Source organism: uncultured Litoreibacter sp., assembly GCF_947487515.1.
Classification (GTDB): Bacteria; Pseudomonadota; Alphaproteobacteria; order Rhodobacterales; family Rhodobacteraceae; genus Litoreibacter.
Genome location: NZ_CANKWO010000005.1, coordinates 1 through 24,462, shown reverse-complemented (window position 1 = coordinate 24,462; position 24,462 = coordinate 1). Strand labels below are relative to the sequence as shown.

The following is a 24,462-nucleotide window of genomic DNA, read 5'->3' as shown; positions in this document are numbered from 1 at the left end:
TTCCTCAGGATGAAACCTATGCGCATTCTTAAACTTATTAGAATATTGGGCACCGCCCTCATGTTAGGGGCTTTCGTTGTACTTGGACACTCGTATCACACGACCATGATCGCCCCTGCCGGTGCGGCCCCCGGTCCGAAATTTGTCTCCGATTCTGGCCGCGACATTTCCCGCCCCGGAATAGGCGAGCCAAGCTTCCTCGACAGCGCAAAGCTGTTCTGGGCCAATTTCACAGGCAAAGAGGAAAAGCCGAAAAACGGCCTGAAGGACCTGCATAACCGCACGGCCCTGTCACGCGCTCCGGCCCCGCACAGCGTGGAAGCGGCCACCCGCGAGATCGAATTTTGGGCAAACATAACGTCCAAAATGGGCCTGGAAGGTCCGTGAAATATTTCCTTTCACTTCTCTGGGCGGTCGTGAGCCATATCCCCTTACTCATCTTTTGTGTCGTTCTGGGGATATCCTTCGCGCGACTCCATGCCTCCGAACAGGAAATCGCCAATGCCCCGCAACTGCCAAAGCCAGTTGGTCATTCCTACGCGGAGCCAACATTTCTGCAAAAGCTAAGCGAGGAGGGCAGCGTTGTTTTGCTGGAGTTCTACATCGCTGTCTTTCCGGGCATGGTGCCTGTCCCGCTGACGCTTGACCGCGAGAACCCCAATAGCCTAAGCGCGCTGCACACACGAACCCGCCAAAGTCTCAGGCAACTTGAACCGGTAGACTATTAACTCAATTGCGCGTCCACCTCGGCCCGCGTTGGCATCGATGCAGCGGCACCGGAACGCGTCACCGAAATTCCCGCAACGACACATCCGAATTGTGCCGCTTGTAGCGGGGACAGCCCCCGCGCCAACGCACTTGCAAAGCCGCCATTGAACGCGTCTCCTGCCCCCGTGGTTTCAACCACTTTTCCCAGTTTGGCCGCAGGCACCATTCCATGCCCATCCAGATAAACCCCCTGCGCGCCCATGGTGATAATCGGAACACCAACCCCTAAGCCCTTCAACACAGAGGCCGCTTTTCGGGCTGTGGATTCATCCGTTACCGCAACTCCGGTCAGGGCCTCGGTTTCGGTCTCATTCGGGGTGATATAATCGCAAAGTTCCAGCATTTCTTGCGAAATCTCGGCGGCAGGCGCAGGGTTTAACACGGTCGTCACCCCCGCCAAACGCGCCATGCGTAAACCTTCAAAGGCCGCGGCCATGGGCTGCTCTAGCTGGGTCATAAACACATCCGCATTTTCGATTTCTTCGCGGGCGCGTTCGATGTCAGACACACCAATTAGGCCTGCTGCTCCGGGGGATACAATAATCGCGTTGTCGCCGGACGTCTCATCCACATAGATGAAGGCTGCTCCGGTGTAGCTGTCGGCTATCTCGCGGATGACAGGCGTTACCCCTGCCTCGGCCCACATGTCGCGCGCCATCTGCGCAAATGCATCCGCCCCAAGCGCAGAGATAAACGCAACCTCTGCGCCCATCTTTCCCGCCGCCACCGCCTGATTAGAGCCTTTTCCACCTGGTCCAAGCGCAAAGGAGTTGCCTAAAATGGTCTCCCCAATGACTGGCAAGCGATCCGCCCTGAACGCCGCATCCGCTACAAAAATTCCCAAGACCGCTACTTTGCCCATATCACCTCTGCTCTAGTTCCAGCTTTACACTTCGTGCAGGCCGTATACCCTGCTCGCAATCAAGAACATGAACTGGGAGACGATCAAATGTCCATCAAAACCACCCTATCCGCGATTGCGATTGCCGCCGTTGCTGGCCCCGCTTTCGCTGCCTGCGATGAGATCACATTCTCTGACGTTGGCTGGACCGATATTACCGCCACCACTGCGGCGACGACAGTACTGCTGGACGCGCTCGGCTACAAAACCGACATCAAGCTGCTGTCGGTTCCGGTGACTTATACCTCTATGGCCGAAGGCGATATTGACGTGTTCCTCGGCAACTGGATGCCGACTATGGAAGGCGATATCGCGGCCTACCGCGAAGCAGGCACCGTGGTGACCGTGCGCGAAAACCTCGAAGGTGCGAAATACACATTGGCGGTGAATTCCGTCGCCAAAGACATGGGCATCGCAAGCTTCGCTGACATCGCGGGCAAAGCCGAGGAACTCGATGGCAAAATCTACGGCATCGAGCCGGGCAATGACGGCAACCGGTTGATCCAGTCGATGATCGACGGCGACAGCTTCGGCCTGAAGGACTTCGAAGTCGTCGAATCCTCCGAGCAAGGCATGCTTGCCCAAGTTGAACGCGCCACCAAAAAAGGGGAACCGGTGATCTTCTTGGGTTGGGAGCCGCACCCGATGAACGCCAACTTCGACATGGGTTATCTGACCGGAGGCGACGAGTTCTTCGGGCCTGATCTGGGCGGGGCAACCATCTACACCAACACCCGCAAAGGCCTGTCAGAGGACTGCCCGAACGTGGGTGCGTTTTTGGGCAACCTGAAGTTCACACTCGCCATGGAAAACGAAATCATGGGGGCGATCCTGAACGATGGTGAAGACGCGGACGACGCAGCAACTGCATGGATGAAGGCAAACCCCGAAGCCATCATGGGTTGGCTTGATGGCGTGACAACCAAAGACGGCGGCGACGCGGTGGCCGCGGCCAAATCGGCCTTGGGCCTGTAGGTTCGGCTGAGGCAATACAACATTCTGGCCCGGGCGCGGAGCGCTCGGGCTTTTTCATGCGATGGGCTGACGCGAAATCTCTTCACATTTGCCCTATGACACCCGATGATCATTCATCTCATTTGGAAAGATCCCCATGGACTGGCTGACAGACAATAAGATTCCCATCGGTAAAACTGCGAAGTCCATATTCGAATGGCTCAAGGACGCAGGTGAACCTTTCTTCGACGCGCTTTCTGCTGTGATGGAAACCCTGATCGAGGCCATTTTGTGGGTGTTGCAAAGCCCGCATCCGCTGGTCACGATCGCAGGCTTTGTCGCTTTGACATGGGTGCTGCAACGCAGTTGGAAAACCTGCCTCTTCGTCTTTCTCGGGTTTTTGTTCATCCTCAACCAAGACTATTGGGAGGAGACAACCGAAAGCCTGACTTTGGTGCTATCTGCTTGTGTGGTTTGTATGGCTGTTGGAATGCCCATCGGCATCGCCGCCGCGCACCGCCCGCGTTTGTTCGCAGCGATGCGCCCCGTGCTTGATCTGATGCAAACCTTGCCCACATTCGTCTATCTGATCCCCGCCATCGTGTTCTTTGGTATCGGCATGGTGCCGGGGCTGATCGCGACCGTGATCTTTGTGTTGCCAGCCCCGATCCGGCTTACACATCTGGGCGTGTCTTCCACACCGAAACCGCTGCTAGAAGCCGCCCAAGCCTTTGGTGCGACGCCCCGTCAAACTCTGTGGAAGGTCGAACTGCCCTATGCCCTGCCCCAAATCATGGCGGGGCTGAACCAGACCATCATGCTGTCGCTCTCCATGGTCGTCATCGCCGCCCTTGTGGGGGCCGACGGCCTTGGCGTGCCGGTTGTGCGGGCGCTGAACCAAGTGAACCCCGCCCTAGGATTTGAGGCGGGATTTGTGATCGTTGTCGTGGCCATCATGCTCGACCGTATGCTGAGGGTAGACAACTAATGACCGCCGTTGATTTCAAAAACGTCTCGATTGTATTCGGTGACAAACCTGCCTCTGCCCTGCCTGCAATGGACGAAGGCAAAGACCGCGAACAGGTGCAGGCAGAAACCGGCCAAGTGCTGGGGGTGCATGACTGCTCGCTGACCGTGGCCGAGGGCGAAATTCTGGTGCTCATGGGGTTGTCCGGATCGGGAAAATCGACCCTATTACGCGCTGTAAACGGCCTTAATCCGGTTGAACGCGGTCATGTCGAAGTCAATGACAACGGCACCATGGTCGATATCACCAATGCGGACGCCAAGACGCTGCGCCGCTTGCGTTTGGGCACGATTGCAATGGTGTTCCAACAGTTCGGTTTGCTCCCGTGGCGCAGCGTTCGCGAGAACGTGGGCCTTGGGTTGGAGCTTGGCGGCATGTCCCACGCCGAGCGCAATGATAGGGTCGAAACCCAGCTTGATCTTGTGGGCCTTCGTCCGCATGCAGATCGCAAAGTAGGTGAGTTATCGGGCGGCATGCAGCAGCGCGTGGGTCTTGCACGTGCCTTCGTCACCGAAGCCCCCATTTTGTTGATGGACGAGCCCTTCTCCGCGCTCGATCCCCTGATCCGGACCCGCTTGCAGGACGAATTGCTGGAGCTGCAACAAAAGCTAAAGCGCACGATCGTTTTCGTGTCTCACGACCTCGACGAGGCGTTCAAAATCGGCAACCGCATTGCAATCATGGAGGGGGGGCGGATCGTTCAATGCGGCACCCCTCAGGACATCTTCACCAATCCGCAAAACGACTATGTCGCGGATTTCGTGGCCCATATGAACCCGCTTGGCGTTCTATGCGCGCGCGATATGGTGGAACCTGTACAAGGCACGCCCAAGATGACCATTGATGCAGATGTCGGGGTGACCGAGATTATGGATCAGATGGCCAAAACACCGGTTCTGGGCGTGACTCGTGACGGTGAGCTTATCGGCCAAGTCACCCGCGATACGGTTCTGGCGAAATTGGTAAATCCGCGCGATTAGCCAAATGGCAAACCGCATGCGCCAATGCGTTAACGCAGGACCGGCCTTTCAACACCGGTCTTGCCCCGCCAATTGCGCAATCGGTCCTTGCTGTTGGCGGCGGCGGCGTAATTTTCCTTTCCAAACAAGTCGTTTTGGCTCTACACTCTGCGCATTAGAATTTTAGAACTTCTGTCGAAACGTATATATGTCCCGATCACTCATCATTGACACAATTGTCGATTTGATCCCGCTCGCGCCAGAATTGGGGTCCACCGACACTGTCCCCTCTTTGCTGTTGCCCGCGCTGTTGGGTGACCATGGGTCTGATTCCGGTCAAACGCATCTCTATGCCGTTCTCGACGCCGCACAGGCCACTGGCCTTGTCGAAATGCTTGAAAATCAAGATCTCCCACACAGCTGTCTTTATTCCGGCGAAGCAATGGCCAACATGGGTGACCTGTCGCCATGGTTGGTAGAGCTTCAGCCCGACAGCAGAATGCTGCGTGATTTGATGACCGCAACTGATAGCCCCGACACCGATGCCCCATGGCATTTCTGGCGCCGCCAGATCGGGATACTCATTCGCTCGGATCAGTCACTGACCACCCTTCGAGCACATTTCCGCAAGTATACCAAATTGGTTGACGAACAAGGAGATAGCTACTTCTTGCGCTTCTTCGAGCCGGATTTCTTGACCGCGCTCCTTGGTCAAGCCACCGACGGGGAAATAGCGGGTTTCTTTGCACCCTTGCATTCTATTGTCGCGATTGAGCAACCTCATCCGGAAACATGGGCGGCCAAGGTTCTCTCCGTTGATCCGGCGCTGGACGTCGCCCCTGAAAGCATGAAGCTGACCCGCCGCAAATGGCGCGCAATGCAGCTGGTCGAGTACAATCGTCACGCGCGTAAGCTATGTGTTGAGCATGACATCCCGAAATCCGACCACGCGGCCTTTGTCGACACCGCCGTGCGGCTTCAAACATATCATTTCAGCCATGACACTGATCTGCTTGGCGCATTTGACCTCTTAAAGCAGATCAACCCAAGTGAGCACGCCACATTTTGGCAGACTGTCGCCAGTGGCAAGTTCTCTATGGGGTTCATTTTATATAAGGCCCGCCAGCACTTTGGGCTCGAAAGGATTGACGCATGAGCATTTGCATGGATTGCGGAGACATTGAAATCTTCTATGTCCCTTCTTGTGGTGACCCCGCCGTTGGCAGCAGCGTGGTGCTTTTGTTCGGCGGAGACCAGGCGCTGGCGGAACTCAACGCAGAAATAACGGCCATGGAGGCGGCATTCGACGCCCTTCAAACTGCCACCCCTGACGCCAACACAGCCGGAGACCCCCACGACGCATTGGCAAACATGCTGAAGGACTACATCGATCCCGCAGGGGCGTTGACCTCCAAACATGTGGTGCAGGTGTTCAACGTGCGCAGCCGGAAGTACAACTACATTCGCTCCGACAAAATGCGCAATCACCTGCGCAGCTATCAGGTGCGCCCGCAGCTTTTGGAACCCAGACAGGTTGGCTCCAACACCGACCCAAAGCAACTTGATAAGCCGTCCTTGATCGCGGCCTTGTCCGGCGTCAAAGAACAACTGGCCAGCGATCTGGCATCGGGCGTTCAGGCCGAAGGCACGCTTATTCAGGGCAACGTTTCGGGCTCGCTGAGTAAAATTTGGGATGGCAGCTTCGCGCGATGGGTGGATGGGATCAACAACAGCCTTTTGGTGTCTAAATCAGGCGATAACTACGATCTATCCGCCGGCGCCCAATTGATGCGCGGGTACGCAGGCTTCAAAGTGAACCTTGGCCATAACCCCTCTGAAAACAGCTATGGCCTAAGTCTTGGTGGCAATGCACGCGCCAATCTTGCAGAGGCGAAGGCCGAGCTAACCGGCTACCTGCCTGACCGTGACGGCTGGCATGCGTTGCTGGATTTGGGCGGAGACGGGTCCAGCAACGGACAAACGGGCAATTCCCAGACCCAGTTGGATTTCGGCTATTTTCGCTTCAAGGCACAGATTAGCGCAGATGCAATGGTCGGCGCGTCGATCATGGGCAACGTCGGCATCGAATATAAACCCGAGGCCGACGGCAAAGTGATGGGCCGCGGGTCTGATGCGAATGGCAAGGGCGGTGTCGCCGCGGGGGCCTTTGCGGGCGTCGAAGCCGCCGCCGAGGTCAAAGGCGGGCTTGAATGGGACAACCCCGAAAAACGTCAGTCATCCGGTCGGCACGGCTGGGCCACGGTGTTTGAGGTCGGCGTCACGATCGCGGCAAATGCTGGTATCGGTGCCTCGGCCGAATTCAACATTGAGTATTACGAACCCACCGGCAAAATCTACGTCCGCGGCGGCGCACAATTGGTGATTGGCGTTGGCGCAAAGGGGGGGATCACTGCTGCCCTTGGCCTCAACACCATTGCCGATTTTATCATGTATATTTTCCATCAACTGGTCGCGAATGATTTCGCCAAGTTGAACTTTATCGCCCCTAAGGCCTTTAAGGCGATTCAGGACCTCGCTCTCTTTGTTCTGTTGGCCCCCGCACGCCTTACAATGGACATCGGTCGGGCCGTCATAGTAGCCGCGAGAGCAGTGACCGAAATGTTTAAAGACGCGCAAGAGGCGGAAGATTTCGCCCGCCGTATTCAGGCACGTCCTGATATTTTGACCTTTGGCCCGCCGGAAACCAAAGGCATGGTGCTATATCGCCTGTCTGAAACCTTCGTCAACTCGCGCGAGGAATACCAAGAAGGGGCAATCTTGGTCGTTATGGACACCATCCAGTCGCGCCGCGAATGGGAGCAGGTCATTGAGCGCGTCAGTCAGGACGGCAGCAAGACCGGAAAAGCCGCCGGTATGGCGCGATTGAACTACGTGTTGGACTTCGGATCCCAACGGAAATTCACCGAGAAGGTGCTTGAGATCGAAAGTCAGCGCGAAATTGCTCCGGACACACCAACAAGGTATTATGCATGAAGAAATGGGTATGGGGCGCACTCACCGGCGTCGTGGCATGCGCTGCGGCAGTAACCTGGGCATTGGATTCTGATGGAATGATTGACGTGGAAAAATTCTTTGGCGGCGACGGGCTGAAAGGCTACTCTGCCCCGCGCGCATCAACCCGCAACATCGAAGACCTGCGCCAGCGCGTGCTGGGCGACATGGTCTATATTCCCGGTGGCAGTTTCAAGCTGGGCAACGTGCCGGTTCCGGTCATGCTGGACGGTGAAGTTCGCAACGAACTTATCTACGGCCCTGTCGTAGACGCCGACCGCGCTCCTATCAGCATCGGCAGCTACTACATCTCCCGCTTTGAGGTCACCAATTACGACTTCGACCTCTATGCCGCCGCAAATGACCTTTCTTTGCGCCCGGATGTGCCCAACGGTCACGAAAGGCAGGGCCCCTATCCTGCGAACATCGCCTATCACCAAGCGACCGGTTTTTGTGAATGGCTTTCGGAAATCACGGGTCATCCCTTTAACTTACCAACGCAAGAGCAATGGGAATACGCCGCCCGGTCGGGTGGGCATGATGTGGCCTATGCAACGCAGGACGGCACCTACGATTATTTAGCGAAACTGTACCATGAGACGCTCAACGATCAGCCCCACACCTCGCATCTTCCCGATGCCTACCCGCCCAATCCAATCGGCCTCTATGCGATGAGTTCCAATCTTTCGGAATGGGTATTGGAAAGCTGGGCCGACCCAGAGAGCGGTGCGGTTTTTGAGAACGGCTTTGAAGGTGACCCCGCGCTGCGGCACCGCCGTGTTTGGCGCGGGTCATATCATGGGGCTCAGGCGTCACTGAACTCACTCTTCATGTATGGCGCTGCGGGTCAGCTCCATCGTGAAGACATGCTCCAATACTTTCCGAGCAAAGCACCCTATTTCGAGCCAGATCTAGACGTTATTTATGATGGCTTTTCTGTTGGGGCCCGCTGCGTTGTGAACATCGCCGACGCCCCTGACAAATCCGGTTTCGGACGGCCCCCCGGGGCCATCCCTGACGACTTTCCAAAGGCCTTTGAGCCATTGAAGCGTCGCTAATGCACCAGTCACCTCATCATTTCTTGGCAAAACGCCAATACAAGGGTACGATCATGCCAGTTATTTCATTTTTTACTCGGGTTCAATTTTCATGAACAAGCCATTCTCTCAAGATAACAAAGTCGGGAAACTTCACACGTCGCTCGGGAAGGACCATTTGGTTCTGCTGCGATTCGATGGGCATAGTGGCATCGACGAACTCTTTCAGTTCAAGGTCGAGGCCCTGTCTCACGAGCCAAATATCGACTTCAACACCCTGATCGGCACCCATGCCACAGTCGAACTTGATTCGATGTCGGGGGACACATCCTTCTTCGATGGGGTTGTAACCGAGGCCGAATGGACCGGCGTTCAGGAAAACGGCAATACCTACGAGCTGGTCCTGCGCCCTTGGTTCTGGCTTGCGACCCGTCGCCGGAATCAGCGGATTTTCCACAACCAAGACGTGACCAGCATCATCCAAACCGTCCTGAGCGAATACACCGGCCACGGCGACACGACATTCGAGATCAATCTGACCCGCTCTTACCCCGAATTGGAGTATACGGTTCAGTACCGCGAAAGCGACTTTGACTTTGTCGCCCGCCAGTTGGAACGCTTCGGCATCCACTATTATTTCGTGCATGAAGAGGGCGCTCATAAGCTGGTCTTGAACGACAACATGGACGATTTCCCAGTGATCGACCAAGGCACCGTGCCCTTTTATCCCATCGATGGGCAGCATCGCCCGCCGGAGGAGCACTTCTGGCATTGGCAACCGCGTCGCCTGCTCACCACCGGCGCTGTGACCCTGACCGATTACAACTTCAAAACACCCGTATCGCAAATGCTGACAGAGCAGACCGGCGATGCCCAATATGACAACGGTCAGATCGAAAGCTATGACTACCCGGGGGACTATCTTGACCGCGGCCGCGGCACCGAAGTGGTGAAGCTGCGCACGCTGCAAGAACGTTCCAACGATCACTACCATTCTGTTGTGGGCGATGTGGTGTCCCTGAACGCAGGGTGCCGCGTCACCGTTGGCGGGCAGCAGGTACCCGGCATCTTGGACGAGGAATTCTTGTGTCTGCGCGTAGATTACACCTTCCGTTCGCAGGCATACGGCTCCGGCGACGCAGGGGATGATGGCTACGCCTATACGGCCAGCTACATCATGTCCCCGATCGCAGAACCCTTCGAGCCAGAACGCGTCACCCCCCGCCCCATCGTCCATGGGCCTCAAACGGCTGTTGTTGTGGGCGAAGGAGAGATCGACTGCGACGAATATGGCCGCATTTGGGTTCACTTCCACTGGGACCGCGACAAGGCCTACTCGATGCGCTGCCGCGTGTCACAGAACTGGGCCGGCAAAGGCTGGGGTGGCATGATCATCCCACGTATCGGCATGGAAGTCGTGGTCGAGTTCCTTGAAGGCGACCCCGATCAACCCTTGGTCACAGGCTGCGTCTACAACGGCAAGAACAATGCGCCTTATGCGCTTCCGTCCAATAAAACCAAATCTGTATTCAAGACCGACACCCATCAAGGCAGCGGCTTTAACGAGCTGACCTTCGAGGACGAAAAAGATCAAGAAAAGATCTACATGCACGGTCAGAAGGATCAGGAAATCCACATTGAAAACAACCGTGAGAAACGGGTGGATAACGATCAGTTTGAAACCGTCGGACGGGATAAATCCATCTCTGTCGGGCAAGATCACACCGAATCCGTAGGACGAGATGCCCGCCACACCATTGGTCGCGACGTGAACTACAAGGTTGGTCAGAACCAGATCGAAGACTATGGCAAAGACCACATCCAAAACGTTGGCAACATCCACAAGCAAGCCATCTACGCGGATCACTTGATTTCGGTCGGCCGCAATGTAGAGCATGAGGTTTCCGGCAAAATGACGGTAAATGTGGTTGAAAGCATCACCACCAACACCGGCAAGCACACGCTCATGGCCTACGAGAAGTTCACCATTAAAGGCCCAGGCGGCTCGATCACGATCGGGCCTTCGGGGATCGAGTTGAAAGCGCCGAAAATTGACCTCAAAGGCATGGTCAGCATGGGTGGCTCGGGGTCTGCGCAAGTTCCGACACTTTCGGGCGCCGCAAATAAGGCCCTACCCTTGGTCGAGGAATGCCCGAAAGAGGGTGAATAAGGCGTAACAGCCACCTAATTTTCTACAATTTAAAAAGGCTCCGGTTTACCACCGGAGCCTTTTTTCGTTTCTAAATTAATGACGGTTTAGCGGTCGCCGAACATGTCGCCCAACCCACCTAGAATTGAGCCTTCGCCTTTGCTTCCCCCTGGGCCTGCGGCTCGGATCACGCGATCCGCAAGGCGAGAGAACGGCAGACTTTGGAGATAGACCGTTCCCGGTCCCCGCAGTGTCGCCAGAAAGATCCCCTCGCCACCGAAAACCATGGACTTCAGATTGCCTGCGCGCTCGATGTCATATTCGACACCTGCCGTCATCGCCGCCAAGCAACCTGTATCCACCCGCAGCACTTCCCCTGCCTGCAATTCGCGTTTGATAACCGTGCCGCCGACGTGAATGAAAGCCATCCCGTCACCATTCAGACGTTGTAGAATGAACCCCTCGCCACCAAAGAATCCCGCCCCTAGCTTGCGCTGAAATGCAATGTCGGTGGATGTCCCGAAAGCCGCGCAAAGGAACGCATCTTTCTGGCAAATCAGCTCTTCGCCGATGGCGGCCATGTCCACAGGAATGATCTTCCCCGGGTAGGGAGCCGCAAAAGCCACCCGCTTTTTACCCTGACCGTCATTCTTGAAATGCGTCATGAAGATCGACTCTCCGGTCAGCACGCGTTTACCCACGTTCAAGAGAGAATCCATAATGCCGCCGGACGGACGAGAGCCATCCCCCATCCGTGTCTCAAACCCGATGCCGTCTTCCATGTAGTTCATGGCACCAGCCTCGGCGATCACAACCTCGCTTGGGTCAAGCTCTACCTCAACAATCTGCATGTCATCGCCGAAAATTTCATAGTCTACTTCGTGGCAACGCATCTCATTCTCCTAAACTCATTTTACTAAAATCATAATGTAGGCGGCCACTATGCCCGTTGGGTTAGACAATTAGATAGGGCAGCCTTCGTCAAGCTGTGAACATGGGGTCAAATGCTCAGATATACGCGACTGCGCCCTGCCCCCACGCCTTCGAGCACCCCAGCCTCTTCAAGCGCCGCCAGATCCCGCGTGGCGGTTGCAGGTGCAATAGAGCCTAACTTGACGTAAAGACGCGCTGTGAGGCCTTCTGAGACGCTTTCAGCACCCAAGCCCCACCATTTGCGCAGCACAGCGCCCTGTCGCGCGCTCAAAGCGCTCTCGTGACGCAAGAAGAACCGGTTGCGTGCCGCGAGGAACCGCGCCTCGGCATGGGCGGCCTCCACGCCTGCCAGCAAGGCCTCGAGGAACCACCCGATGAAGGGCGTGGCGTCGATCCCGCCTTGCCCCTCTACACGCCCCGCTTGCAAAGCATCATAATAGCCCTGTTTGTCGGCTTCGATCTGGCGCGACAAGGAAAACGGCAGCAACGCAGTTTGAGCAAAAACATACTCTATTAAGGCCCGACCAATACGCCCGTTGCCGTCGCTGAAAGGGTGAATGCTCTCGAACCACAGATGCGCCACTGCTGCGCGGATCGCCGGCGGGCTTTTATCCGTGGCCAGCCAGTTAAGAAATTCTTCCATCTCATAGGCCACCCGCGCGGCAGGCACTGCGCGGTAAAGAACTTCATTCTCTCGCCCCGCGATGTTGCTTTTGGCGATGACCATGTCGAAGCTTCGCCATTGGCCAAGGTCTTCGACTTCGGCTTTTGCAAACAGGGTGGCATGCCAGTTTTGCAGCCGTTCCGCCGTCAGCCCCCCTGCCCCGCTCCGCGCGTCCCGCATCACCGCGACCACATCGTCGGCGCGGCGTTTGGGCTGTGTTAGAGCCTTGTTTGCCATACTGGCCACGATAGACGCCTGTATTTGAGAGGGCTCCAATTCCACGCCTTCGATGGAGAAACTATGCACTGCTTCGCGGGTGAATTCCCGTAAGATGATTTCATCTCGTTCGTCGTCGGTAAGACCTGCATGCATTCCGCGCACTTCGCCCACCGCCTCGGATGCGGCGGCAAGCAAGGGGGCTAGGGCCGTCGCGTCGAAGATAAATCGCGGCCAATAGGGGGAGGACCAAATTTCTGCCATGAGGGGGTTCTAACCGTTAATCAAATCAAAAACCAGCCAATTTTGATTTGATTAGCAAAAATAATCCCCTCAACACCCCCAAAAGGTAACCCATGGGTTACCCTAGAGGCTTTTGATGGAAGGGCTTCCTTCCTCGGCCAATGCATCCTCAAACGCCTTGATCGCACGCTGCAGCTGAGCCTTGGGGATCGACGCATAATCCTGTTTGGAGACGATACGGCACTCCCCTTGGCGGGCCGTCACTTTGGTCTGGCCCACGTGGAACTCGAACTTCTGCTTAGGTGCTTTGACGGATGGCTTCGCCGTGGGCGCCGCCCCTCCCGCAAAATCCGCAAGCACTGCATTCTGCGCATCCGGCGTCGCAGCTACAGCAAGGCGGGATCGCAACTCCGCGACATCCCCCTGCCCTGCTTTAAACGCGCGCGCAACATCGACGCCAAGATTGCGCGGCACCGATTTGGGCCATGACAGGTCTTCCTCCAAGGCCTCCAGAAGTGTCACAAAACTGCGGATGTAAGACTTCTTCATCTTGTGCAAAGCGCCATACAAACGCCCCACTAAAACATCCGCCGAGCCCTCTTCGACTTGCGCATCAGACGCGGCGGTAATGGCCACTTGCGCCATCTCTGCGAAGGTCAAATCCTCGCGCACGACGTTCTCTTCGACCATGTCAATGTAGCGCATCAGGCGGTTATCATCAGCCTTCGCGATCCGCGCAATGATACCAGAGTAGGCCTCATCCCCCGTCTCCGCGAAAAGCTGGCTCAGGGCGGTGAAGCGGCGCCACCCTTTCTTCAACTGCAAACGACCGTCATCGCCGCGGTAAAGCTCCACCGGCTCCTTTTGCCCGCGGGCCATGATGGAGGATTTCAGCTCCTCCATCTCATCGCTTTGGGCAACGGCGTCCAACTCTAGACGGTCGCGGGGCAAATCATCGGTGTGAACGTCGGACAGAATAACGCGTTCCAGTACCCGCCCTTCATCGGCCGCCGCGCGGAAGGCTTTGGCGTCATCGGCGTTCTGGCGCCGCTGCTCTACCTTGGCCTCGGTGCTTTCGGTCAGGCTTTCAGCTGCATCCCGTACTGCCGCCCCCATCGGGCCCACCGCCCGTTCGCGGGGCTTTACGGATTTGGTCTCTATTGGCGCGAAGCCGAATTTGTTGTCGCGTGTCATGTGATCAATCCTTTCCCTGCTCGGACTGGCGCTTCCATGAGGCCAGCAGAGTGTTTCGGAATTCGTCATAGGCGCGGTCAAAGCTTTGCCGTGCACGTTTCCACGTCTCGCGGGTCATTTGCCGATAATCCTGCTCGTAGACGCTCATCTGGAAGCGGCCCGATTGCTCCACCGCGCGGGTCATCTCAATGGGGTTGGCGCAGACATCTGCGCCGAACACATTGCGAAACGCATCCATCATTGCGGCGTGCAAGGGATTGTTGGCTTCAAAGCGCGTCATCAGCAAACGTACATCATGAAACTGTTTGGGCAGCGTTAACCCTGCGTCCTCAGCCAAGGTCGCAAACCCTTCGGAGATGTCCTGCATCGCATCCCCCAATTGACCCAAGTAAGACGTCGTCGAGTCGTATTCCCAATAGCCAGGCCCCGAGGGGATGTAGAGAATATCTGCCGCAAATGCGGCGTTTAGAGACTGATATCCAATCGCGGGAGGGCAGTCGAAGATGATCAAGTCGTATTGATCGTCGGGCAATTCATCCAGATATCGCGCGACGCATCCAAAGAAGCTCCATGCCTTATGCAAGGACCGGTATTGCGCAGAAGCGAACTCAACGAAGGCCGCATTTGCACAGCTTGGAATGATGTCGATAGTGGGCCAGCAGGTGGGCTGAATGAAATCTTGGAACCGCTGTGCGCCGATGGATTGTACATCCTCCGGCAACTCATCCGAAGACGGGTAGGGGCAGTCGTCAGGGTCGTCATAGCTGTCTGCAATACGGTCCGCCTCACGGCACAAATCGCGACACATGATACCCCAAACAGTGTTCGTCTCCTTGACCTCATTGAGCCCCATGGAGTGTGTTAGGGTCGCTTGCGGGTCAAAATCGATGCACAACACGCGGTACCCATCCAATGCAGCGGCATTGGCCAGATGCTGGGCGACGACGGTTTTCCCGACGCCGCCCTTAAAGTTGGACACCGCAACCCGCATGGCCCGTCCCTTGGGCCGCTCAGGGCGTAGGGTCTTGCCACGAAACTTGACCCGCAAACGCAGCTCATTGATCTCCTCAAGGGTGAACCAGCGTTGACGCCCGTCTTCTTGCGTCTCACCCTGCGGAAGGGAGGGGTCATCCGCCAACTTCTTGCGCAAAGTGTCCGCTGGAACATCAAACATGAACTGGGAGATCTCCCAAATCGAGAAAGGTCGGAGGCTTTTCACCTCACCCGGAGAGAAGGTCGCCCGACGCACGGCCGTTTGCTGCGCCAAGGAGCGTTCGTTCATGTCTTGAAGATTTGAATGGTCTCGCATTTTGCCTGCTCTTGTTATTGTGCATTTTCTGCTAAATAACGGGAAAACTCGAAACACGCAAAACACAAATTCAAAAATATCGCGTTTTTCACCGATTCTATAGATTTGCGCGATTTTGCACGCGGCTATGACAAATCCATTCTAAATACGGTGACAGTATTTCAAGATAGACCCTAAATAGGGTGACAGCAGACCCTAAATAAGGTGACATCACTGGTGTCACCCCTCACCAATAAACCTATATTTTCTTTTTGATTTGGGGAAATTGGTAGATATCCCGTATTTTCAAACAGGTTGACAGAAAACGGGAAATCATGCCTTTGTCATCCTTAAGCAGAATCGCATCCAAAGAAGGTGCAAGGATCAAATGATCCAGAGGCAAAAAGTCGGAACATAGTGAACCGGCGCAAGGTGACAGGCATGGTATCGTGGAACTTAAGAAACTGACAGGACCTCAGGCGGGGTCTTTGAAATATGACTTGCTGACAGCCCTCAACGTTGCGGGACTGCATGGAAGCCTGACGCTACAAACGTCTCTAATGCGCCTGAATGCTGTGATCACAGCCAGATACAACTGGCGTCTGGATGAGGTTTCAATTGGTCATACAGAACTGGCACGAATGTGGCGGGTCAACGAACGCACAGTAAAACGAGAGATGAAGCGACTTACCAGCGATGGTTGGCTCATCTGCATTCGACCAGGAGTTCGAGGGCGGGTCGGGGCCTATCGGCTCAACTATCCGCGCATCTATTCACAAACTGAAGATTGCTGGCCTGCGGTGGGCACGGATTTTGTTGAGCGCATGCAGGAGATGTCCGGTGCTGGGCGCGTTGTAAAAGTTGACTTCACCTCAGCTGCGACAAAACCGGTTTCATTGAGTGTCGTTCCGGAGGGCACGACTGGCTGGCCTGCAGTCGCGCGACGCCTTCAGCAAACGCATCCAGAAATTTATGAAAGCTGGTTCGCGAAGCTTGCGGAAGGGGAAGAAACAGGAGGCGAGTTAAAACTAATTGCGCCGAACTCATTCGTCGCGGGATACATTGCAACACATCTTTTGAAATTTATTCATGAGGCGGTCAAAATTGAAGCTAAAGCGGCTCACCATCCAGTTCCGAAGGTTGTATTGTCGTGTAGGCGACAGTAGCGAGTTTGCGACGTCATATCTAAGTGTCTGTAATTGCGACTAAACAGATGGCCTGTAGCATGAGGTCAACACAATAGATTTAGATATTCTTAATTTAGGCAGAATTATGCCTAACTGTTGATAGTTATCTCAATTTGTGCAAGCTTCCGGTCAAACCGTTATTCCGGAGTTATTTTAAATGTTCGTCACGTTTGCCCAGTCGATTTCCCGCTCAAATAGTTTTATGAAATCTAGGCTACGCTCTAGCACTTCGATGTTGGCAGTTACTGCGCTTGTAGCGATTGCTTGGGCCTACCCCGTGACACAGGCCATCGCGCAAGACGTAGAGTGGGTGGGCTCCAGCGGAACACCTGGCGCGGCGAGTGGAGGGGATTGGGATACCTCAGGCCCTAACCAGAGCAACTGGCTTCCTACCTCTGGGATGGGGGGACCCGGCTTTACAAATGGGGATACCTTACTCTTTGATGTTGGCACCTATACGGTAGCCGTCGGCCAGAATGCGGTTATCGGCGATTCGACATTCAATGGAAATGTTACGTTTTCCGGCGGCGGTGGCGGGTTTACGCTAGGGGCTGATACGGTTGGCGGCGACAAAACCTTCACAATCAACGGCGCTATTTTGGTTGACGTGGATGTGGTTGGCGGAAGTTTTGCAACAACCGGAACCGGTTCTCTGACCTTCGGGCAAGACGTTACCCTTAGCGGCATCGCTTTAATCACCAATGGATTGGCCACTGGCGATGGCATGGTCCTGAATGGCACCAGCGTCCTGGGCGGTGGTCTGATCAACACCGGTGTCCTTACGGTGAATGGGGATTTGACCCATAGCGCCGGGGCTAGCGTATCAAACTCTGGGACGGTCACCATTTCAAACGGTGGCAGCGCGCAAGCGGTGAACAACTCTGCCACCGGCACGGGTACTATCAACGTTGAGGGCACGGTAGCTTCGGCTAACAACCTTGGTGACGCCAATGTTTCAACCATTAACCTAGAAAGCACTGGGGTCGTGACCGGGCCTGTTAACAATGCCGAGAACGACATTCTTACCGTTGATTCAGGCGCTACTGTCGGTGGCCTACTAACAAACGAAGGTGTCGCAACGATCGACAGCGGCATGTTTGCAGATATAACCAACACCTCAACAGGAGATATGGACTTAGCTGGCACTAACACGCTGTCAGGTAATCTGAACAACTCTGGTGAAATCACGAACGCCGGCGGCGGCGCAGTCGTTGTGAGCGGTGCGACAGCCTTTGGAAACTCAGGTGACATTGATGCTGGTGGGGGCTCGATCTCGATCTCCGCCGGAACGGTGAGTCTGAATTTTGGGAGCACTTCCACAGGCACGGTCAATCTGGCATCGACTGTTGGCGACGTCACGGTCAACGGCAGCTACACCAACGAAGGTGCAATTACGGGCACGGGCGTCGTGGCGGTTGGTACGTCCGGCGTGCTGACCAATGCGAGCGGCGGTTCTATCGCTCAAGATGTTAACAACAACGGCACATTGAACCTGAACGGCGGTAGCTTCGGCGGCGGCATTACCAATGTGGCGGCCGGTGATCAGATCAATGTAAACGACAGCACCGTTATGGCGGGTGATCTGACCATCACAGACGGCACTATTACCAATGTTGCAGGCGACAACGCGATTACAGGTGTCGGCGCATTCAGCAACGCAGGTGTTCTGGACATCGCTGCGGGTTCGTTGAGCATCGAGGCCACGTCTGTCGATCTTGGCACTGTCACGGGCGCAGGGGCTGGGGCCCTTGGGCTGGTTACGAGCACGCTCAACGTGGCTTCCGGCGAATCTGTCACATTGGGGAACAGCACGAATATCTCAGGCAACGTTGCAAACGACGATGGCACGTTCCGCTTGGTTGACGGAACTATCGGGTCCTACACGCAAACGACGGGCGGCAGCGGCCAAATTGATGCGAATGGCACGGTCACCGGAACTGCGGATATCGATGCAGGTACATTTGCGTTGAATGACGGCACCGTAGGCGCGCTTGATATCGCAGACGGCCTCACGGGTAGCACAATCACTGGTACAACTGCGACTGGCAGTACGGTTTCGGGTGATTTAACGCTGGGCGATGGCTCTGAAGTTGAGCTGTCGGGCAATGTGACCATAAATGGTACGATCAATGACACATCGACGACTGCAGGCGGTGGGGGCAGCACGCTTGGTGTTGCGGCAGGTGGTGCAACGCTCCTTGGTTCTTACACCTATGTTGCGAACGGCACCTATGGCACCGTAGGGCGGACGCTGACATTTGGCGGCGCCGGTACGCTGACATTAGGATCAGACTCAGTTTCCGCTGGGACGGTCTCCCTGTCTTTGGCCAACCTGAATTCGAATGGTACATTCACTGCGGAACCGGGGCTGACCCTATCGGGTACATTGACCAACACCGGCACATTTAACATCGCAGATGGTGAGACGTTCCAGGCGGCCACGATCACCAACAACAGCGGCTCCATTGAAGTGGGCGCGGGGTCCACGTTGAACGGCACCGGCAACACGCTGAACAACATTGCAGCCATTAACGTGGCCGCGGGCGGGTCTGTTACCGACGCGGGCAATATCAACAACAACGGCGCGAATGCGACCGGTGGTGGTGCTGGGACAATTACGTTTGCCGACGGCGGCACACTGACGTCCGGTGATACGATCAACAACTCGGGCACAATCACAGTTACGGCTGGCACGGTGACCGCCAGCGGTACGTTGGTCAACGGTGCCGACACGGCTGCTACCGGACAAGGTGGCAACGTCGGGGGCGGGGTACTGGATTTGAGCACCGGCTCAATGAATTTGACTGGCGCAATCACCAGCCAAGGTCTTGGTGGTGGGGGCAACAGCAGCTCGATTACTGTTGGTGCGGGCCAGACTTTGACAGCCACAGGTGGCATCGCCAATAGCTTGAACAGCACGATCACCAACGACGGGTCCATTGGTAACGGGACCACATCTACAAATATCTCGCTGACGGGCGGCACATTGGACAACACCGGCGGCTCTGTGACTGGTGATGTTACAACTGGGGGGTCGAATCCGACGGGCGGTGAAATCTTGAATGCTGGTGGTTCTATCACCGGTGATGTTGGTGCTGACAGCGGGCAGCAGCTGGACAACACCGGCGGCACGATTACCGGCAATGTGACCGGTAATGGCGGCACATTTGATAATACGAACGGTACTGTGACCGGTACTGTGTTCAACAGCGGAACGCTTACAAATGCGGGCACGGGCTCCATTGGCAACCTGACCAACAACGGGACTGCGAACCTTTCGGGTGCGTCTACGGTTGGGACAATCAACAACGTATGGTCGAGCGTGAACCCCACGACGTCGACGGTTAACATCACCACCAGTGTTGCGACCGGTGCGGTCGTGGGCAACGCGCGCACTATCGTTAACTCGGGCACGATTGGCGGATCTTACACCGCGAGTGCTTTGGGGTCTTTGGACAACACGAACGGCGTTGTGCAGGGTAGATTGCTTGGGTCTGGTACCGGCGCGATTGTGAATGCGGGCGGCCAGATTAACTCTTTGGGTCTCGATACAGATGACAACCAAACAGCCGGTTCTGTTGATAACTCGAACGGTGTCATCACAGGGAACCTGATCACAACGCTGGTTGGACCGGTAGACAACTCGAATGACGGCGCGGGTGGTGGTAACATCACCGGTAATGTGACCGCGAACGGAGCAGTGGACAATGACAACGGCGGCAATGCCACCGGTGGTCAGATTGCTGGCAATGTGACCTTCACCACAGCGGCCGCATTGAACAATGATGGCGGCACAATCGGTGGCAACGTAACTGGCGGCACGACCATCTCCAACGTTGGCGGGACAATCGGCACTGCGGGTGCACCAAGCACCAACGCGCATACAGCGACTGGCGCTGTGACCAACACGGGTGCTGGCTCTGTCATTCATGGTTCTTTGACAACCACCACAGCCGCAGGGACTGTGGACAACTCCACCGGTGGTGTCATTAACGGCGCAGTGAGCACGCAAGCTGCTGTGACCAATGACGGCGGTACAATTGCGGGTACACTGACCAGCACGGCTGGCGCAGTGTCCAACGTGGGTGGCCAAATTAACTCTGGCGGCGTTGTCGGAGATACGAACTCCGTGGCGGGTGCCGTGACCAACACGGACGGCTCGATCATCGGAAACCTGAATTTCACAACCGGTGCCGCGTTGACAAACAACAGCACCGGCGTGCTGGGAACGTCTCCGGCAAGCATCACCGGCAATGTGACCAACGCGACAACGATTTTGAACACCGATGGCACAATCGGTACCGACACCAATAACGCCCATAGCGCCACTGGCTTGGTTACCAACGACACGGCCGGAAGCACCATCAACGGTGACTTGGACTTGCTGACCACCGGCTCTTTGAGCAACGCGGGCGATGTGACTGGCGTGGTGACAAATGCGACGACGATCACCAACACAGGGACGCTTGGGTCAACCGGCGTGGCGGCGACGCATACGGCTGCTGGCGACGTCAGCAACACCGGCGGCACCATCAACGGTGGCGTGACCAGTTCAGCGGGTGCTTTGACAGGCAACTCCGGCGGATCCATCACAGGGAACGTGAGTGTCGCGGGTGCGTTGAACAACGCTGGCGGCACAATCGGGACTGCTGGCGCACCAAGCACGAACGCTCATGCGGCGGGTGGTGTTGTGACGAACACTGCGGGCTCGATCATCAACGGCGGCCTGACAATCACAGGTGCGGCGAGCACTTTGAACAACACCGGTGGCTCGATCACGGGCAATGTGACGACAGCAGCGGGCGTCACCAATGACGGCGGCTCAATCGAGGGCACACTAATCAGCACTGCTGGCGCGGTGACGAATGACGGAGCCGGCTCGGTCATCGGGACATCCGGCGGCGCTGTTGAAGAGCACAATGTCACGGGTACATTCTCCAACACTGGCGGCGGCGTGGTTCACGGCAACCTGACGGGCGGCAGCACTGTCGACAACAGCACAGGCACCGTAAACGGCGACGTTGATGCGGCGGGTAACCTGACGAACAATGGCGGCTCGATCACTGGCAATGCGACGACGACTGCGGGTGGTAACCTTGACCAATCCACCGGCGGCGCGGTTGGTGGCACGGCGGTTATCGCTGGCAACATCGACAACTCTGGCGGCGGCACCATCGGGACGGCTATGTCCACCGAAGGCGTAACCCACACGGCTGGCGGCACGGCGAGCAACACCGGCACGATCACCGGCAACCTGACCACTGGCGGCGACACGACGAACACCAACATCATCACCGGCAATGTGGCCTCGGGCGGCGCCCTGACCAATACTGGTGGCACAATCGGTACGACAACTGGCAACACCCATAGTGCTGCTGGGGCCTCGACGAACTCGGGCACCATCAATGGTAGTCTGACCAACACGGGCACAACTGCGAACACAGGGTCTATCACTGGAAACCTGACGACAGCCGGTGGTAGCAACTCTGCTTCGATTGGTGGAAATCTGACCAACACTGGTGGGACATTCTCCAACAATACCGGTGGTACTATTGGCGGCGTTACGTCGGTGAATTCTGCTGGCAGCACAATTGTCGCCAATGGTGGTACCTTCGGGACCGTTGGCATGACGGGTGACGCGGTGTTGGTCGACGGGGCAACAGCCACGTTCGAGATCGGTGCGAACACCGAGATCAACGGCAATCTGACCAATGTGAACGGCGGGACGATCACGACATCTGCCGTTGCAGGACCATTGGTGGTGAACGTGAACGGTACTGGGATAGCAGGCAGCGGGGATGGCACGTTTAACAATGATGCCAATCTGACCGACGCCACGACTGCCGGTGGATTGACCGTGAATGCGGCTAATATCGTTTTGGGAACGAATTCCAACGTGGGGTCTGGTGTTACCTTGAACGGCAACATCTCCAACGCGGGTATTCAAGACCTCGCGGCTGACCTGACGGGCAACCTGACGGTTGCTGCAATGGGTGACACTGATGTGGTTTCCAACGTTGACGCGGCGGGCTTTGACATTACCAACGACTCCAGCACGACAGCTGGTGGTGATGGCCTGACTGTAGAGACCGGTGTGGCAGTCACAAACGTGCGCTCGCTGGACAATAACGGCACTTTGGTGCTGGCAGACAATGCGGCCGTGACGGTTGACCCTGCTCAGACAGGGCCTACGACCAATGGCAACAACGTTGGTCAGTTCACCAACAACGGGACAACCAGCATTGGCACAGGGGCAACCTTGACCGCGGGCAGCATCACGAATGAAGCCGGCACCATCACAGTGGGCGGCTCTTTGGTCGGCACCGGAAACACAACAGACAACAACGCGGCGGTTGTTGTGCTGGATGGCGGCAACCTTCAAGAGAACCTCGGCAACTACAACAACAACGCGACCGGCACGGTCGACTTCCAAGGCAACGGCACGTTCAATGTTGCCGGTGCGATCAACAACACTGGCACCATCTCGACGACAGGTGCTGCCGGATCTGACGTGAACCTTGCAGGATCCACCTTGTTGAACAACGGCTCCGACGGCGTGGGCGCTGCGGCTGGTGCTGCGGGCGCGCTGGTGGGCGGTGGTACAATCACCATCGCAGATGGCACAACTTTCGGGGACACCGGTTTGACCGTGAACAACCAAGGGACCGGAGCGGGTACAGCATCCACGATTAACATCGGGAATGGTGCAACTCTGGAAACGGATGTTTTGAACAACAACGCCTTTGGTACGATCAACAACGACGGCACAATCACCACAACGGCGACGACATTGGTCAACGCGGCGGATGCCACGATCAACAACACAGCCAACGGCAATTTGACCCAGACAATCAACAACTCTGGGACGGTCACATCGACCGGTACATTGGCAGCCGTGAACACTTTGGCGAACGGTTCTACAACTATCAATGGCGGCCAGACTGGCGCGCTGGATGTTGCGACCAACGGTACACTGCTTGTTACCGGAACAAACGCCACGGGCACGGGGGCGATCACCAACGCGGCTTCAGCCAATATCAATGGCGGCACAGTTGACAGTCTGACCCAGTCGGACGGCAACAGCTCCATTGGTAACGCTGCCGCGACGGCGACTGTGACCAACAACGTCACGATCAACGACGGGACTCTGGTTGTCGGCACCAACGGTGTCATTGGCGGCAACCTGCTGGCAGGCGACGCAATTGACGGAGCGAACTCGACCATCGTGAACACTTCAGGCACCGTCACTGGCCAGCTGATCACCGAGAGCGACAGCCTTGTAAACATCAACGCAGGCACTGTGGGGAGCTTCCAAGCGAATTCCGGCTCCAACACGACGCTAGGCGCTGGCGGCGGTACGGCTTCGATCCTTGGCGCAGCGACGTTGAATGCTGGTGTGTTGGCTGTCGAGGCGAACGGTACAATCGGCGGGCTGACCACCGTGGGCGACGGGGTGCCGGGGACGGCGTTCTTTAACAGCGCCGGTACTTTGGGTGCAGTGAACACAACATCTGACGGCATCACCAACATTAACGGTGGCACCGCGGGCGCGTTGGATAACGCGGGTGGTACGCTGAACGTGAATGCGACTGCTGCAGCTGGCACAGGGGCGGTGACGTCTTCTGGCACAACAGTTGTGGGCGACGCAGGCGGCGGTTCTGCCACTGTGGCGAGCCTTGCTTTGAGCGCTGGCACTACCACTGTTGGCACAGGCGGCACGGTAACCGGCGACACGACGACGCTTGCGGGCTCGACCGTGAACAGCTCTGGCACTTTGGGCACCGTGTCTTCCAACGCGGGTGATCTCAACGTTCTGGCTGGCACAGCAGGTGCGGTGACCAACAGCGGTGACGTGACCAACGCGGGCACAATTGCGAGCTTGGTGCAGAACACCAACGCCGCGGCGACCACGACCAACACGGGCACCATC

The 24,462-nt window shown here is 56.5% G+C and carries 16 protein-coding genes; 11 read left to right on the top strand and 5 right to left on the bottom strand.

Going from position 1 to position 24,462, the window contains the following annotated elements:
• The first annotated feature begins 18 nt into the window (after positions 1-18).
• Together Q0746_RS16340 and Q0746_RS16335 are read left to right on the top strand one after the other, a co-directional pair.
• Positions 19-387 (top strand): hypothetical protein, encoded by a 369-nt coding sequence (locus Q0746_RS16340; RefSeq protein ID WP_298262175.1) that lies wholly within the window; start codon positions 19-21, stop codon positions 385-387.
• Entirely contained in the window at positions 384-728 is a 345-nt protein-coding gene (locus tag Q0746_RS16335; RefSeq protein ID WP_298262174.1) for a hypothetical protein, read from the top strand. Before Q0746_RS16340 ends, Q0746_RS16335 begins: the two co-directional genes overlap by 4 nt.
• On the opposite strand, the gene Q0746_RS16330 is transcribed toward Q0746_RS16335, so the two are convergent.
• Positions 725-1,630 carry a ribokinase gene (locus Q0746_RS16330; RefSeq protein ID WP_298262173.1) on the bottom strand — a complete coding sequence of 302 codons (906 nt, stop codon included), beginning with the start codon at positions 1,628-1,630 and terminating at the stop codon, positions 725-727. The genes Q0746_RS16335 and Q0746_RS16330 overlap by 4 nt on opposite strands.
• A gap of 87 nt (positions 1,631-1,717) precedes the next feature.
• Between Q0746_RS16330 and choX the strand changes: the two genes are divergently transcribed.
• The 7 genes from choX to tssI all read left to right on the top strand — a co-directional run bounded on the left by choX (position 1,718) and on the right by tssI (position 10,828).
• Complete coding sequence (gene choX / locus Q0746_RS16325) at positions 1,718-2,644, top strand: choline ABC transporter substrate-binding protein (protein WP_298262172.1); 927 nt, start codon at positions 1,718-1,720, stop codon at positions 2,642-2,644.
• A gap of 136 nt (positions 2,645-2,780) precedes the next feature.
• Positions 2,781-3,611: a choline ABC transporter permease subunit gene (gene choW, locus Q0746_RS16320; protein ID WP_298262171.1), complete on the top strand. Its 831-nt coding sequence runs from the start codon at positions 2,781-2,783 to the stop codon at positions 3,609-3,611.
• Complete coding sequence (gene choV, locus Q0746_RS16315) at positions 3,611-4,630, top strand: choline ABC transporter ATP-binding protein (RefSeq protein ID WP_298262170.1); 1,020 nt, start codon at positions 3,611-3,613, stop codon at positions 4,628-4,630. The genes choW and choV overlap by 1 nt, the downstream gene beginning before the upstream one ends.
• Before the next feature lie 187 nt (positions 4,631-4,817).
• On the top strand, positions 4,818-5,765 hold the full coding sequence (locus Q0746_RS16310; RefSeq protein WP_298262169.1) for a DUF4123 domain-containing protein: 948 nt from the start codon (positions 4,818-4,820) through the stop codon (positions 5,763-5,765).
• Positions 5,762-7,603, top strand: a complete 1,842-nt coding sequence (locus tag Q0746_RS16305) for a hypothetical protein (RefSeq protein WP_298262168.1) — start codon at positions 5,762-5,764, stop codon at positions 7,601-7,603. The genes Q0746_RS16310 and Q0746_RS16305 overlap by 4 nt, the downstream gene beginning before the upstream one ends.
• Positions 7,600-8,679 carry an SUMF1/EgtB/PvdO family nonheme iron enzyme gene (locus tag Q0746_RS16300; RefSeq protein ID WP_298262167.1) on the top strand — a complete coding sequence of 360 codons (1,080 nt, stop codon included), beginning with the start codon at positions 7,600-7,602 and terminating at the stop codon, positions 8,677-8,679. The genes Q0746_RS16305 and Q0746_RS16300 overlap by 4 nt, the downstream gene beginning before the upstream one ends.
• Positions 8,680-8,770: 91 nt before the next feature.
• Positions 8,771-10,828, top strand: coding sequence for a type VI secretion system tip protein TssI/VgrG (tssI, locus tag Q0746_RS16295; protein WP_298262166.1), 2,058 nt, complete (start codon positions 8,771-8,773; stop codon positions 10,826-10,828).
• Between the two features lie 86 nt (positions 10,829-10,914).
• Here the strand turns inward: tssI and Q0746_RS16290 are convergent, their stop codons facing one another.
• The 4 genes from Q0746_RS16290 to Q0746_RS16275 form a co-directional block, all read right to left on the bottom strand.
• Positions 10,915-11,700, bottom strand: coding sequence for a TIGR00266 family protein (locus Q0746_RS16290; protein WP_298262165.1), 786 nt, complete (start codon positions 11,698-11,700; stop codon positions 10,915-10,917).
• A 107-nt stretch (positions 11,701-11,807) separates the two neighbouring features.
• Complete coding sequence (locus Q0746_RS16285; protein ID WP_298262164.1) at positions 11,808-12,884, bottom strand: Fic family protein; 1,077 nt, start codon at positions 12,882-12,884, stop codon at positions 11,808-11,810.
• A gap of 102 nt (positions 12,885-12,986) precedes the next feature.
• Positions 12,987-14,057, bottom strand: a complete 1,071-nt coding sequence (locus Q0746_RS16280; protein ID WP_298262163.1) for a ParB N-terminal domain-containing protein — start codon at positions 14,055-14,057, stop codon at positions 12,987-12,989.
• Between the two features lie 4 nt (positions 14,058-14,061).
• The gene (locus Q0746_RS16275) at positions 14,062-15,366 is read right to left on the bottom strand and encodes an AAA family ATPase (RefSeq protein ID WP_298262162.1); all 1,305 of its coding nucleotides are present in this window, start codon (positions 15,364-15,366) and stop codon (positions 14,062-14,064) included.
• A 428-nt stretch (positions 15,367-15,794) separates the two neighbouring features.
• Between Q0746_RS16275 and Q0746_RS16270 the strand changes: the two genes are divergently transcribed.
• Entirely contained in the window at positions 15,795-16,511 is a 717-nt protein-coding gene (locus tag Q0746_RS16270; RefSeq protein ID WP_298262161.1) for a DnaA N-terminal domain-containing protein, read from the top strand.
• Positions 16,512-16,734: 223 nt separating this feature from the next.
• The coding region (locus tag Q0746_RS16265) for an S-layer family protein (protein WP_298262160.1) at positions 16,735-24,462 on the top strand (7,728 nt) is incomplete at its 3' end.

Coding starts and splice junctions, on each gene's coding strand:
- Q0746_RS16340 (WP_298262175.1), top strand. CDS start 19: ATGCGCATTCTTAAACTTATTAGAATATTGGGCACCGCCCTCATGTTA.
- Q0746_RS16330 (WP_298262173.1), bottom strand. CDS start 1,630: ATGGGCAAAGTAGCGGTCTTGGGAATTTTTGTAGCGGATGCGGCGTTC.
- choX (WP_298262172.1), top strand. CDS start 1,718: ATGTCCATCAAAACCACCCTATCCGCGATTGCGATTGCCGCCGTTGCT.
- choW (WP_298262171.1), top strand. CDS start 2,781: ATGGACTGGCTGACAGACAATAAGATTCCCATCGGTAAAACTGCGAAG.
- choV (WP_298262170.1), top strand. CDS start 3,611: ATGACCGCCGTTGATTTCAAAAACGTCTCGATTGTATTCGGTGACAAA.
- Q0746_RS16310 (WP_298262169.1), top strand. CDS start 4,818: ATGTCCCGATCACTCATCATTGACACAATTGTCGATTTGATCCCGCTC.
- Q0746_RS16305 (WP_298262168.1), top strand. CDS start 5,762: ATGAGCATTTGCATGGATTGCGGAGACATTGAAATCTTCTATGTCCCT.
- Q0746_RS16300 (WP_298262167.1), top strand. CDS start 7,600: ATGAAGAAATGGGTATGGGGCGCACTCACCGGCGTCGTGGCATGCGCT.
- tssI (WP_298262166.1), top strand. CDS start 8,771: ATGAACAAGCCATTCTCTCAAGATAACAAAGTCGGGAAACTTCACACG.
- Q0746_RS16290 (WP_298262165.1), bottom strand. CDS start 11,700: ATGCGTTGCCACGAAGTAGACTATGAAATTTTCGGCGATGACATGCAG.
- Q0746_RS16285 (WP_298262164.1), bottom strand. CDS start 12,884: ATGGCAGAAATTTGGTCCTCCCCCTATTGGCCGCGATTTATCTTCGAC.
- Q0746_RS16280 (WP_298262163.1), bottom strand. CDS start 14,057: ATGACACGCGACAACAAATTCGGCTTCGCGCCAATAGAGACCAAATCC.
- Q0746_RS16275 (WP_298262162.1), bottom strand. CDS start 15,366: ATGCGAGACCATTCAAATCTTCAAGACATGAACGAACGCTCCTTGGCG.